Source organism: Aliinostoc maniaoense, assembly GCF_058172895.1.
Window position 1 is genome coordinate 4415741 of the sequence record NZ_CP187952.1, and the last position, 13367, is coordinate 4429107.

Sequence of the window (13367 nt, forward strand, 5' to 3'; positions counted from 1 at the left end):
GACTATGCAAAGATTTCAGAAGTCAGAGAGTGAGAATTAGCCGTAACGCACCAATATTATACGGTGCGTTAACCATTGTTATAATTTAACGTGAGTTCGACAAGTCTTTTGTGACCTCTCCCCCAACCCCTCTCCGACGCGGAGAGGGGAGTAAAAAGCATTATATATCAAGGAAGAATCCAGGGTTTAAAGCCTCTCTCCTTACAGGGGAGAGGTTTAGAGAGGGGTTTTTTCCAGTTGTCGAACTCATGTTAATGTATCTAACAATTTAAGGTTTACTGTATAAATCATCTCTAAGTGCAAGCCTGCTCTACAATAGCATTAGCTTATTTATAGGCTTGGTGTTAATTTTGACGTGATTTAACACCACTAATTTTGAGTACATCACTCATAGTGGCACAGTAATTAGGTAGGTCAAAACTACTAGGATTAATTACAATTTTATAGGTAAAATGGCGATAATTCATGCAGAATCTATCCCAAGCTGCCATTTGAATGCGAAAGACGGCGATAATAAAATTAGCTAAGGATAAAGATAAGGGAATACGGAAGTAAATCTTTTTCCCTAAATAAGAGCAAAGTTCTTCTATTGCTTGGTTGGCTGTTAGTCTTGCTTGTCCTAAAACTAGTCGGCGTGGTGCATCGCTTGGGGAAGGATTCAAGATTAAATATTTTACTACAGTGGCGATATCTTGACCGTGGATAAAGTGAAAGCTACCGTCAGCTTTTAAGAAGCGAATTAAATTAATATATTTAGTGACTTCGGGAATACCGGATGTAAGATGTGAATAGGGTTTTTTGGCATCACCACCTAAAACTAAAGTCGGGAAAACAGTGGTAATTTTAGGTGCGATCGCTAATTGTGATATTTTGTGTAAGCATTCATATTTAGAACGGATATAATCTGTACCAATTTCTCCCGCTTCTTGGAGTGGTTGATTATGAGAATCTAAAACACTAGCTGTAGAAAAATAAATAACTTGTTGACAACGTTCAGGATTTAATAGACTGAGTAATTCTAAAGTTTTAGATACATTAATATCAAAAGTTTGTTCACCACCCCAAGCAGTAGCAGTCAGAACTGCGACATCAATTGTGGGAAGTAAATCAGCTAATTGGCTAATATTTTGCATATCACCTTGCAAAACATGAATACCAGGGCGAACCGTGGTATCAACTTGTAATTTTTGAGGGTTTCTGACGAGTAAATATAATTCAGCTTGTGTTTGTTGAATTAAGATTTCACTTATATAGTGACCTATACAGCCACTAGCACCGGTGACTAAAATTCGTTGATTCATAAGGGCATGGGGCATGGGGCATGGGGCATTGGGCATGGGGCATGGGGCATGGGGCATGGGGCATTGGGCATGGGGCATGGGGCATTGGGCATTGGAGTAAATATTTCTCCCTTGTCTTCCTTGTCTCCCTGCTCCCTGCTCCCTGCTCCCTGCTCCCAGTCCCCAGCCAGTCCCCTTTCATCCTCAACTAAACCAAAACATTGAGTTGCTTGGCGGTTTCAAAGAAGAAAGCCACGTTTTCTTCTGGGGTATCTGGGTGTACACCATGACCGAGGTTAAGAATGTGACCCCAGTTACCAGCTTTGCGAACAGTATCGAGAATGCGATCGCGGATAAATTCTTTTGAGCCGTATAATACACCGGGGTCAAGATTACCTTGCACTTTGACGTGTTTACCTAATCTGGCTCTCGCATCGGCCATGTCTACTGTCCAGTCTACGGTGACGATATCCGCACCAGATTGTGCCATGCGCTCTAGTACGCCTGCACTACCACTAACTAACAAAATCAATGGTGTGTCTGGGTGAGTGGCTTTGACTTGCTGGAATACGCGTTTTTGGTAGGGCAGTGCAAACACATCATAGTCTTGGGGGCTGAGATGTCCTGCCCAAGAATCGAACATTTGTACTACTTGCGCCCCAGAATCGATCTGATACCGGACGTAATCTGCGATCGCATCTGCTAATTTAGCTAAGAGTTGATGTAGTAAATCTGGCTGTGTGAAAGCCATATTTTTGATGATGGAGTAGGTTTTAGAACCTTTACCTTCCACCGCATAGGCGGCTAAAGTCCACGGCGCACCCACAAAGCCCAATACCGTTGATTTGTTGCCTACTTCTTGACGTAAAGCCTGCAAAATAGTTTTGATAAACGGTAAAGCCGCTTCTGGTTCTAGAGGACGTAGCGCGTCAATTTGTGCTTGAGTGCGAATGGGCGCATGAATGATGGGGCCTTTACCTTCCGCAATGTCCATGTCAATCCCCAAACCGGGTAAGGGGGTAACAATATCGGAAAATAAAATTACGCCGTCTGGTTGAAAAGCTCTCCAGGGTTGGAGGGAGACTTCAATTGCCACTTCAGGAATTTCGGAGCGATCCCGAAATGAAGGATATTTCTCCCTCAAATCCCGATATGCTTTCATATATCGTCCTGCCTGGCGCATCATCCACACGGGGGGACGATCTACGATTTCACCACGAGCAGCCCGCAAAAGATGAGGAGTCGTTGACGCAAAACCCATTTAACACTTCATCCTAAGTCACTTTTTTATGTCAATGTTTAGCTTATCATTCTGGGATTACGCATGATCAAAGGGGAATGGGAGGAGGGGGCAGGGGAGCAGGGGGGCAGGGAGACAAGGTAGACAAGGGAAGGGGGACAAGGGGGACAAGGGAGAAATATTTGCTCCAATGCCCTATGCCCTATGCCCTATGCCCTATGCCCCATTCCCCATTCCCATTTTCCTAATTGAGTTACAAATGTTTTGATTGAGATTATTTTTTGTAAATTTCTTAACGTAAATTAATATGAAAACTAATTCTAATCATCCTGCTCATTTTGGAGCTAATCATCATAAATCGCAACCAGTCAGGTTATTGATCCCTCGTTCTCAACGTCGGGTATTCTTTGTGCAATTTACCTTGATGACAATTGTGGGTTGGGTGGTGGGTGGTATTGTCAGTATTGCTATTGAAAAAATTCTCTGGCAAGGTTTTCTACCTATTTTTGCTGATCAGCCGCAAGTATGGAGTTTTTGGGTAAGATTGCTTGGTAATATTGTCTTTGCGGTAGTTTTCGCTGCTGATCAAGCATTAGTTATGCGCCGTTACCTGTCTGGTTGGCTATGGACAGTTGCTACCAGTATCGGTTGGCTACTAGCTAATGGTGTGTCCACCGCTTGGATTAACTATATTGGTACTCTGGCTCAATCATCTGCTGAAACTGTAACTGCTGAAATTACTTTGGCATTAGGATTTTTGTCAACATTTCTCTACATTATTGCCGGGATTTGGCTAGGGTTTTTGCAATGGTTAGTTTTGCGGCGTTATACAGTCAAAACTTGGTGGTGGAGTTTTTTCCCCTCTGTTTCCTTCTTTTGTATTAGTCTGGTAGTCTGGTTACTTTCTTTCATGAAAAATTTGATGCCAGTTGGTGGAATGTATTGGATTGAACAGGGATTTACAGCTATGATTCTCGGAGTTATACCAGCAATTGGCTTGTGTACTTTGAAAAAACAATTACAACGTCAGACTGGAATTTCTAGCTCATCCTAAATTTTTGGGTAGCTATTGGTTGACATGGGATAAAAGGTTACAGAAGGATGACAAAAGATCGGGTGTTACAAAAAAATATTCTGCCACCTGTGGCAAACAAACAGCCCCAGGTTTTAGAATTACATGGCGATCGCCGCATAGACAACTACTTTTGGCTGCGCGAAATTGATAACCCCAAAGTAGCTGCATATCTAGAGGCGGAAAATGCCTACACTACAGCCATGATGCAGCATACAGAGACGCTGCAAACTCAGCTTTATGATGAAATGCTCTCCCGCATTCAAGAAACCGATCTCTCTGTGCCTGATCGCAAAGATAATTACTATTATTATGCACGGACGGAAGCCGGAAAAGCTTATCGGATTTATTGCCGCAAACAAGGCAGTTTAGATGCACCTGAAGAAGTGCTGTTAGATGAAAATGAATTAGCAGCCGGACATGATTTTTTTGAATTGGGTGTATTTGCAATTAGTCCTAATCATCAAATACTAGCCTACTCATTTGATACTACTGGCTCTGAAAGATATACACTGTTTTTTCTGGATTTAAATACACGTCAGTTATATCCAGAAACTATTGCTGATACTTATTTTTCCTTTGTTTGGGCTAACGACAATCAAACAGGTTTTTATACCAAAATTGATCATGCTAATCGCCCTTTTCAATTATTTAGGCATACTCTCGGCACACCAACAAATGCAGATCAATTAATTTATCATGAGCCTGATGAAGCTTATGCTTTATATGTTGATAATACGCGCTCTCAAGCATATATTTTGATGACTTTACGGAGCAGTATCACAACAGAAGTTCACTATCTCGATGCTAATCATCCTAGGGGTGATTTTGAGGTTATTTACCACCGTGTTCCAGGTATAGAATATGATGTAGACCATCACAGTGATTACTTTTACATTGTCACCAACGAAGCAGCCACTAATTTTAAATTGGTGAAAACTCCCATAGCTGCACCCTCAAAAGACAACTGGCAAACAGTAATTCCTCACCGTGAAGATGTTCTCTTATCAGGAATTAGTTTATTTGCTAATCACTTGGTAATTTATGAACGTCAAGATGGACTACCAACCGCCAGAGTACAGAATCTATCTACAGGAGAGGAAAGTAATATTATCTTTCCTGAACCTACCTACGCATTTTCAGAAGGAAATAATCCAGAATTTAACACTAATATCTTGCGGTTTAATTACACCTCATTAATTACACCGCCATCGGTTTTCGATTATGATATGGACACACAACAGAGGGAATTAAAAAAACAAACCCAGGTACTAGGCGGCTATGATCCCCAGCAATATTGCAGTGAATGGTTAATGGCTACAGCCCCAGATGGTACACAAGTTCCCATATCAATTGTTTACAAACGAGGCATTAAAAAAGACGGCAAAAATCCCTTATTGCTCACAGGATACGGTTCTTATGGAGCTTCTTACCCCGCATCATTTTCTTCCACTAGACTAACATTATTAGACCGAGGCGCAGTATTTGCGATCGCTCATATTCGCGGTGGCGAAGAAATGGGGCGCAAATGGTATGAAAATGGTAAATTTTTACACAAGAAAAACACCTTTACTGATTTTATTGCCTGTGCCGAATATTTAATCAATGAAGGTTGGACAGCAAGCACACACCTAGCCATTACAGGCGGGAGTGCAGGGGGTTTATTAATGGGTGCAGTGATTAATCTCCGTCCCGAATTATTTCAGGTAGTCGTGGCTAATGTGCCGTTTGTTGATGTAGTGACTACTATTCTAGATACCTCTTTACCCCTATCGGCGATGGAATGGGAAGAATGGGGAAATCCTAACGATCCAGTCTACTATCACTACATGAAATCTTACTCACCTTACGATAATGTCACAGCCAAGGATTACCCTGATTTGTTAATCACCGCCGGTTTAAATGATTCCCGTGTCAAATATTGGGAACCAGCTAAATGGACAGCCAAACTTCGAGAACTGAAAACAGGTAATAATATTCTCCTACTCAAAACTAATATGGATGCTGGACATAGCGGCGCATCTGGACGTTATGAAAGCTTAAAAGAGTTAGCTTTTGAGTATGCCTTCATTTTAGATCGTTGGGGATTGGTTGGCAGAAGTTAGAGAGATAGGAGAAATTTAAGTCAGTTATCAGTTATCAAGTAAGTAGAACGAGTTGAAAAAAACGAACTATGTTAAGTAATGTAACAAGACTAAAATTGAGTTCGTAGTAAGGACTTTAGTCCTGATTTGAGAACTAAAGTTCTCACTACAAACATTTAATTATTTACTCTGTTCTACTTAATTGCTGACTGATAACTTTTTACCAAAAAAACCTTAAATTGTAGGGTGCGTTTAAGCAATGCGTAACGCACCGTATAATATTAGTTGCCTTAAGGGTAGATATCATTGGCTAAAATCCTCCAATCCTTACATAGCCTTACAAACCCTACTTAATGTTTATTTTATAAATAGGCTCTTAGTTAAAGATTTTATGCGGCGAGATTCAATATTTTATCAACTATTTCAACAACATCCTAGCTTACTATTTGAACTATTGGCAGATAAACCGACAAATGCGGCAGCCTATCGATTTGATTGTGTAGCTGTCAAAGAACCAAAATTTGAAATTGATGGGGTATTTCTGCCACCTGAAAATGAAAGTCCAGGGGTGGTATACTTCTGCGAAGTGCAATTCCAGAAAGACGAACGACTCTATGAAAGGATATTTGCAGAATCATCATTATATTTTTACCGCCAACGTGACAGATTTAATGATTGGCAAGCAGTAATCATTTATCCTACGCGCAGTATTGAACAAAGCGATATTTATCCTCACCGGGGATTACTTAATAGTAATCAAGTGCATAGGGTGTATTTGGATGAATTGGGAGATATGCGTGAACTACCATTGTGGGTAGCATTGATGGTGTTGACGACTATAGAAGAAGCACAAGCACCCGAAGAAGCAAGATATTTGTTAGAGCGTGTTAGTTTAGAACAACCAGAAACTACAAGTCGCGCCATAATTGAATTAATAACTACAATCATGGTGTACAAGTTTGAACAATTAAGCCGAGTGGAGGTAGAACAAATGTTGGGAATTAGCCTCAAGGAAACACGCGTTTACAGGGAAATCAAGGAAGAAGGAATGGAAGTAGAAGCGCGATCTTTAATTATACGACAATTAACTCGTAGAGTAGGAGAATTATCTCCGGCAGTGCGTCAACAGGTGGAAAGTCTCTCCCTAGAACAATTAGAAAATCTCGGCGAAGCACTACTTGATTTTACTAATTTGGCTGATTTACAAGCTTGGCTGTCAACGATTAAATGAGTAATGAGTGATGAGTGATGAGTAATGAGTAATGAGTAATGAGTAATGAGTAATGAGTAATGAGTAATACCAATTACCTATTACTTCAAAAATAATTATTTTCCTAGGGGATGGGTTTCTGGTAAAGATGTTATGACTAAAATTAATCGTGTCGCTGTTGTTGGTGGAACTCATGGCAATGAATTTACAGGTGCATTTCTGATTAAAAAATTTGAAAAATTTCCCCAATTTATTCAAAAATACAGCTTTGAAATATTGACATTACTAGGCAATCCCCAAGCCTTTGCCGCAGGTAGACGCTATATAGAAAAAGATTTAAATCGTTGTTTTTTCACAGAAGATTTACAAAATAGTACCCTGTCTAGTTATGAAGATATTCAGGCGAAAAATATATCGAAACTTTTAGGTGAAGATGATCAAACTAAGGCAGATGTCATTATTGATTTACACAGTACAACTGCTAACATGGGCTTGAGTATTATCTTAGGCAATCAACATCCGTTTTTATTACAATTAGCTGCTTATTTGAGTGCCATTAATCCTTTAGTCAAGGTTTGTCATACCATACCAGAAGAAGGTAGTAATTTTCTCCGTTCCCTGAGTGAGTTAGGGTTTGTCATTGAAGTCGGTGCTGTGCCACAGGGTGTATTAGATGCCGAATTATTTCAAAATACAGAAAATTTGATTTATGAAATTTTAGATTATTTAGAAAAATATAATAGCGGTGATTTTTTGGCAGTCAAAAATACACTCACACTGTATAAATTTTTAGGTGCTATAGATTATCCCAGAAATGAACAAGGGGAAATTCAAGCGATGATTCACCCTCAATTACAGTCTCGTGATTATGAACCACTGCATCCGGGTGATCCGATATTTTTAACATTTGATGGTCAAGCGATCGCCTACACAGGCACATCAACAGTTTACCCCATTTTTATTAACGAAGCTGCCTATTACGAAAAGGGAATTGCTCTGTGTATCACCGAAAAACAAGAACTGACTATTGACAATTGCACAGTCAATATTTAACTAATCGCCTTTTTCAATAATTCAGGAATTAAAGAAGGACGTTCTGCCACCGGCACTTCTGCGTCTTCAAAGGCTGTGATTTTGCTTTGTGCAGTGCCGAAGTTGGGTGGACGACCAACAACAGTGACTAGTGTGCCGGTTTGTCGCCAAGTTTTGCCGGGTCGTGCTTGTCTACCTGCGATGTAAGCTATAACTGGTTTATCAATGGCTTCAGCAATGTACCTGGCGGCGGTTTCTTCACTACCTCCCCCTGGTTGACCAACCAAAACAATTGCCTCAGTTGTATCATCTTCATCTAATATTTGCAGCCATTGCAAAAAGGAAGAACCGACAATGGCATCACTGCCAATACTGACACTAATTGATTGTCCCAAACCTGCTTTTGTGAGTTCCCAAGCTACCTCATAGGTGAGGGTGCTGCTACGGCTCACGATTCCTACTGAACCAGGGGTATAAAATTCACTTGGTTGTGTGCCTAAAAGAATCTTTCCTGGCACAATAATTCCGGGACTGTTGGGGCCGACTACGAGAGTTTCACCGGTTTCGGCTTTGCGGAGTAATTGCACCATATCTAAAGGTGGCACACCCGCCGAGATAATGATAATCTGACTGATACCACAGGCGATCGCTTCTAAAGCTGCATCCAGAACTTGATAGGGATGTACGCAAATAATTGTGGTGTCAATTGTGCCAAATTTTGCTACTACTTCCTCTACCAAGTCAAATACTGGTAGATCATAAATTACCTGTCCACCACATCCAGGATCAACACCAGCCACTAAATTTGTACCATAAGCTTTCATTTGAGCAATATGAGTGGCTGAGATAAATTCACAAAAGCCTTGAATAATAACTTTGCTATCTGGGGTTAAGTTCATAAAAAATGGGAATTGGGAATTGGGAATTGGGTTAAGGGCATGGGGCATGGGGCATTGGGCATGGGGAAATTTATGAAAGCTGAAACACCCCAACCACAAAGGGTGGCTGTATTTAGTGCCAAAATTTTGTAGCTTTAGCTTCCCGCAGGGTATTTTGAATTTTGAATTTTGTTCGCCCTTGGCGTTACGGTTCGCGTAGCGTCTCCGATAGGAGAAGGGTATGTTGAATTTTGAATTGATTCATCTCTTGTAGATGGTTTTTCTCCCCTGCTCCCCTGCTCCCCTGCTCCCCTGCTCTTCTCCTTTTTATAGGCGGGTGATTTGACTAGACTAACGGCGGCGGCCACAGCTTCATCTAAATTTTCCACTACTATCAAGCCATCATAATTAGTTTCTAATGGTGCTAAAACGTCTTTAGCTGCCTTCAATTCTGAACCAGCTAGACGAATCACTAACTTTGGCAACGTATGCTCTCGTTTACTGCCATTAGTGCGTACTATCGATGATGACACTTCCCCTTGATGGCCTAAGACAAAATCAACAATTGCTGTGGCTGCGGCTTCAGGTTGGGGAATACTACCGAGAAGATTAATCAGTATCACCTGAATAGTTTGATCAGCAGCTAGGATATTTAAACCTTTAATTAAGCGATCGCTAAACGTAGTCGGTGATGTATCTATAATCGAAGCGTGCCGGAGATTTAAACACATCCCTGGTTTGCCGCCCGCACTAGCCACTAAATCACAGGTTGCCATCATTGAACCTGTACCATTGCCTAAAATCCCAATTCTGCCGTGCATCGCTAAACTATCCCACTCACCAAACCGGGAATTTTTGGGCTGATAATGGGCGATTTTGGCTGCCATAGCCGCAATTTCGGGATGTCGCCCAATTGCCCGTTCATTCACTCTGACTTTACCATTGAGTGCCATCAATTCCCCAGATTTATTGATGGCTAAGGGATTAATTTCCACTAAATCTAGGTCTTTCTGAATAAATAACTGATACATCTTTTCTAAAACTGTACTTACCGACTGCATCAGTGTCCCTTGCAAACCCATTTTTAAAGCCAGCCTACGAGCATAAAAAGGGGAAAATTCCTGTTCTACAACAACGTGCTGCATTTTTTCCCCGGCTAGTTCCCAGTCAACATCCGGTTCTTGGCAACCTAAAAGGATGGGTCGGCAAATAGCGGTATCTAAAACGACTGCTAAATAAAACTCTTGACTTGCATCATACTTAGATTCTGCTAGCACAACTTCTGGTAATTCGCCCCAAATAGGCAAATTAAAGATATTTTGGGCAGCCGCAACAGCATCAATGGTGGTTTCCACAATCCTGACTCCTCCGGCTTTCGCTCTGTCTCCAGCGTGTACTTGCGATTTCAACACAATGGGATAGCGAATTTTCAACCGTTTTAAATCTGTCGGATGGTCTATCCGTTGGGAGGGCAATACCGGAATGCCTATTTCCCCAAACCATTCTTTAACTTGATATTCCAATAAATCCATAGGTTACGCACCTGATATTTATACTTTTAGAGAATTATTTTGGTGCTGTTTTTTCGGTTTTGATTGCACCCTAATTAGATAATCAAGCCTTGACCTACTATAAAAACTTATTTTTCAAGTATCAATTCTATCGAATCTAGTCAATACACGACATTTAATTTTTAGCACTAACTCCTGAGTGTTGTGTTGGACGTTCATCATGGATAATATCAGTAAATTTACTAATATATAATCAAACTAGCTTTTACTGCCAACTTTTTTATATCACGATGGAGAATTGAGGGAATTACAGATCAAAAACTATCCAAAATGTAGGATGCGTTAGTTTGAGAAAACCTAACTATACCTGTTAAAAACCGGGTTTCTGACAAAAAACCCGGTTTTTGACCGTCAAGTTGGGATAATTTATTTTCTAGTGTTCCCTGAGCATTGAGTAATCAAAATGCTGATGCAATTAATTTAATAAGCAAAAGTTAATCAATTATTAACAAATCAAAACTTTTATTATTCCCAATTTTGCTCTGCAATTTCTACTCAAGCTCAGATTATAAAATTTAGGGTCGGGTGTCTAGTAGTGTTGCTCAGGCCAAGTTACTATATTGAGCCGTTGAGTATTGAATTTTTGGTGACAACTGCAAATTGTGTGTTAAAAAGTTGGTCTATTGGATTTTATGATTATGGTTGGTTAAACTGTGCATCTGCATTCAATCCATGAGCAACCTTCATCGGGGTCGCTCAAAGATAAAAAATATAATATAGATAACCAGCAGGAAAGCTCTATGACAGTAGCAGTCCAGCAGGAAGATTTGCAAATCTTAGACAGAACCTTGCAGGAACAATTCCTAGCAGAAGTCCCATCTGGTGAAGCTTTTCAGATTAAGTGTGCTGTCAACAAAGACGAATTGATGATTCTTGCTCAACATCCGGTTAGTATAAATGTTGACACAGAACAAATTTTTGCTGTGATTGAGGAAGTTCTTCAGTCCTTAGCACCTTATCGGGAGCAAAAAATTCGCTGTTTTTTGAGAATATTGGGGGAAAAACTTCCTTATGCTAAACGTTCCCTGATGATGCAGGGTCATGAGCAGGTAGAAACCCCCGTCTATGAGGAACATCAGGAAAGCGAGAAAGATGAACTAGCTGAAGAACCAGTGCCTTTCTCATCGGCAGAGTTTCCCCTGGCTTATTCATCAGGAGTTAGTCATACTGGAGATGAAATTGCAGAAGAAGTGTTTGACCCTTTGGCGGGTACACCAGATTTATTAACAACCCCACGCCACCGACCAATTTCACCGATGTTTCTGGGTGTGGTTTTGCTGGGAGTTGTGCTATTGGGGGGTGGGAGTGCTTATGTACTGACTCGTCCTTGTGTCATGTCTGAGTGTAGGGAAATTGAAGCCGCCAAGGAACTAAAAACCCAGTACAGACAGCTTATCAGCCGTGCTAAGTCAGATAATGAATTGGCTGCTATTACCAAGCAGCTAGAAACTATCAGTGCGGACTTAAGAGTTATTCCCTGGTGGTCTCCCCATTATCAACCGGCACAAGAACTTAAGTCGAGTTTGTCTGCACAGTCCGAAAAAATTACTCACGTGCTAAAAGCTTTAGAAACGGCGGCGGCAGCAGAACAGAAAATGCAAACACCTGCCAATAGCCAAGAGGAATTAAAAGCTAGACAAAATCTGTGGCGGCAGGCGATCGCACCGTTAGAATTAGTTAATCCCAATAATGAGCTTTACCGTCTGATTTCACCTAGATTAGTTAGGTATCGCAATAATTTAAAAACCGTTAATCAGCAAATAGTCGCACAAGAAAAATGGCAGAAAAAACTCATGGATGCCAAAGCTGTGGCGGTTGTGGCTACCAGGCGAGAAACCACGGCTAAAAGTTTTCAAGATTTGCAAAAAGTACAGTCCACTTGGCAAATAGTAGTAAATGCTTTGAATGTGATTCCCCAAAGTAGTCCCGCATACCCAGAGGCACAACAGCTATTACTAGAATATAAACCTAAATTAGCCAGAGCGCGCGATCGCGTTACCATAGAAGAACTAGGAGCTAAAAGCTACCAACAACTTACCAATATTGCCAAACAAGCCAAAGCCTACGAACAACAACAACAATGGCAAGCCGCCGTCATGTATTGGGAACAAGCTCTACAGGCTGCTAAACAAATCTCTAATGATAGCTTGTACTACAATCAAGCTCAAAGTCTCATAGCACCATATTCAGCATCTCTCAAGCAAGCACAAGAAAAACTACAATTACAAAATGCTTGGCAGCAAACCCGTGCAGATTTAGAGAAAACCTGTTCTAGTGGTATGAGAATTTGCAACTTCACGGTAGATGAAAAGGGGATTATGGTCAAAATTACCCCTGAGTATGAACAAATCCTGCAAAATAGCATCTCTGATACTACTAACAATACTACTACCATTGTGGATATTGCCAACCACTGGCAAACTTTACAGGAAGCTTTAACAGTAATTAGTGAAAACGCCAATCTACCTTTGTTTATTTACAACAATCAAAATCAGGCAATTTATATCCGTTCCCCACAAGGTTAAATCAATTCGCAACGATGCCCTCGCTTCGCTCTAAGCCCAAAAACTCCATCCCCTTGTGGGTGGAGTTTTTCATTAAAATCCCACAGCAAGTAGAGGATAGAAGACATATTTAGTAAATATACTCAGCATTTTGTTCAGTCTGAGCATTTTTCCTGTTTACAACTTGATACAAATACTTTTAGCCACCAAAATTCCCAGTTGGCGGCTGAAATTACACAATTTAGTTGATTGACATGTTGCACATCATAATGTAAGCAGCATATAATGCGATCTTAATACCTTCCAAGTTCACTCTTCTCTGGCAATGTTCCTTAAGGACAATTTCCAGACAGATGCACGAACTGGAGGTGAAGGAAGATATTCTAGCTACCTAAAACGCACCCCAAACCTGTCCAGACAGACTTGGGTTCTATCTCATTAGGTTCTAGTACAGAAAATCCCCGCCTAAATCTCCCCTCTCAGGATATGGGCAATC

Annotated in this window: 11 protein-coding genes; 6 read left to right on the forward strand and 5 right to left on the reverse strand. The window is 40.8% G+C overall.

What is annotated here, in order from left to right:
- Window positions 1-344: 344 nt before the first annotated feature.
- From ACPZ3T_RS19075 to hemE, 3 genes are read right to left on the reverse strand one after another with little or no spacing between them, the layout of a single operon-like run.
- Entirely contained in the window at window positions 345-1316 is a 972-nt protein-coding gene (locus tag ACPZ3T_RS19075; RefSeq protein ID WP_490277279.1) for an NAD-dependent epimerase/dehydratase family protein, read from the reverse strand.
- Window positions 1270-1482, reverse strand: coding sequence for a hypothetical protein (locus ACPZ3T_RS19080; protein WP_490271035.1), 213 nt, complete (start codon window positions 1480-1482; stop codon window positions 1270-1272). The genes ACPZ3T_RS19075 and ACPZ3T_RS19080 overlap by 47 nt, the downstream gene beginning before the upstream one ends.
- Before the next feature lie 6 nt (window positions 1483-1488).
- Window positions 1489-2541 (reverse strand): uroporphyrinogen decarboxylase, encoded by a 1053-nt coding sequence (gene hemE, locus ACPZ3T_RS19085; protein ID WP_490271036.1) that lies wholly within the window; start codon window positions 2539-2541, stop codon window positions 1489-1491.
- 77 nt (window positions 2542-2618) lie between these two features.
- Here hemE and ACPZ3T_RS19090 point away from each other — a divergent pair, with 77 nt between their 5' ends.
- From ACPZ3T_RS19090 to ACPZ3T_RS19110, 5 genes are all read left to right on the forward strand, one after another.
- Window positions 2619-2768: a histidine kinase gene (locus ACPZ3T_RS19090; RefSeq protein WP_490271037.1), complete on the forward strand. Its 150-nt coding sequence runs from the start codon at window positions 2619-2621 to the stop codon at window positions 2766-2768.
- 59 nt (window positions 2769-2827) lie between these two features.
- Complete coding sequence (locus ACPZ3T_RS19095) at window positions 2828-3574, forward strand: hypothetical protein (RefSeq protein WP_490271038.1); 747 nt, start codon at window positions 2828-2830, stop codon at window positions 3572-3574.
- 47 nt (window positions 3575-3621) lie between these two features.
- Window positions 3622-5697: a S9 family peptidase gene (locus ACPZ3T_RS19100; RefSeq protein ID WP_490271039.1), complete on the forward strand. Its 2076-nt coding sequence runs from the start codon at window positions 3622-3624 to the stop codon at window positions 5695-5697.
- A 370-nt stretch (window positions 5698-6067) separates the two neighbouring features.
- Window positions 6068-6907, forward strand: a complete 840-nt coding sequence (locus tag ACPZ3T_RS19105) for an Rpn family recombination-promoting nuclease/putative transposase (protein ID WP_490271040.1) — start codon at window positions 6068-6070, stop codon at window positions 6905-6907.
- Between the two features lie 132 nt (window positions 6908-7039).
- Window positions 7040-7939 (forward strand): aspartoacylase, encoded by a 900-nt coding sequence (locus ACPZ3T_RS19110; protein ID WP_490271041.1) that lies wholly within the window; start codon window positions 7040-7042, stop codon window positions 7937-7939.
- Here the strand turns inward: ACPZ3T_RS19110 and ACPZ3T_RS19115 are convergent.
- Both ACPZ3T_RS19115 and ACPZ3T_RS19120 read right to left on the reverse strand, forming a co-directional pair.
- Window positions 7936-8817 carry a succinate--CoA ligase subunit alpha gene (locus ACPZ3T_RS19115; protein ID WP_490277280.1) on the reverse strand — a complete coding sequence of 294 codons (882 nt, stop codon included), beginning with the start codon at window positions 8815-8817 and terminating at the stop codon, window positions 7936-7938. The two genes, ACPZ3T_RS19110 and ACPZ3T_RS19115, sit on opposite strands and share 4 nt — an antisense overlap.
- Before the next feature lie 134 nt (window positions 8818-8951).
- Entirely contained in the window at window positions 8952-10328 is a 1377-nt protein-coding gene (locus ACPZ3T_RS19120; RefSeq protein WP_490271042.1) for an ATP-grasp domain-containing protein, read from the reverse strand.
- 779 nt (window positions 10329-11107) lie between these two features.
- Between ACPZ3T_RS19120 and ACPZ3T_RS19125 the strand changes: the two genes are divergently transcribed.
- Window positions 11108-12892, forward strand: a complete 1785-nt coding sequence (locus tag ACPZ3T_RS19125) for an AAA family ATPase (protein WP_490271043.1) — start codon at window positions 11108-11110, stop codon at window positions 12890-12892.
- The last annotated feature ends 475 nt before the right edge of the window (window positions 12893-13367 follow it).

Excerpts from the sequence above, each read along its gene's own strand:
- ACPZ3T_RS19090 (WP_490271037.1), top strand. The coding sequence starts at position 2,619 with ATGGGAGGAGGGGGCAGGGGAGCAGGGGGGCAGGGAGACAAGGTAGAC.
- hemE (WP_490271036.1), bottom strand. The coding sequence starts at position 2,541 with ATGGGTTTTGCGTCAACGACTCCTCATCTTTTGCGGGCTGCTCGTGGT.
- ACPZ3T_RS19105 (WP_490271040.1), top strand. The coding sequence starts at position 6,068 with ATGCGGCGAGATTCAATATTTTATCAACTATTTCAACAACATCCTAGC.
- ACPZ3T_RS19075 (WP_490277279.1), bottom strand. The coding sequence starts at position 1,316 with ATGCCCCATGCCCTTATGAATCAACGAATTTTAGTCACCGGTGCTAGT.
- ACPZ3T_RS19095 (WP_490271038.1), top strand. The coding sequence starts at position 2,828 with ATGAAAACTAATTCTAATCATCCTGCTCATTTTGGAGCTAATCATCAT.
- ACPZ3T_RS19110 (WP_490271041.1), top strand. The coding sequence starts at position 7,040 with ATGACTAAAATTAATCGTGTCGCTGTTGTTGGTGGAACTCATGGCAAT.
- ACPZ3T_RS19080 (WP_490271035.1), bottom strand. The coding sequence starts at position 1,482 with ATGAAAGGGGACTGGCTGGGGACTGGGAGCAGGGAGCAGGGAGCAGGG.
- ACPZ3T_RS19125 (WP_490271043.1), top strand. The coding sequence starts at position 11,108 with ATGACAGTAGCAGTCCAGCAGGAAGATTTGCAAATCTTAGACAGAACC.
- ACPZ3T_RS19115 (WP_490277280.1), bottom strand. The coding sequence starts at position 8,817 with ATGAACTTAACCCCAGATAGCAAAGTTATTATTCAAGGCTTTTGTGAA.
- ACPZ3T_RS19120 (WP_490271042.1), bottom strand. The coding sequence starts at position 10,328 with ATGGATTTATTGGAATATCAAGTTAAAGAATGGTTTGGGGAAATAGGC.
- ACPZ3T_RS19100 (WP_490271039.1), top strand. The coding sequence starts at position 3,622 with ATGACAAAAGATCGGGTGTTACAAAAAAATATTCTGCCACCTGTGGCA.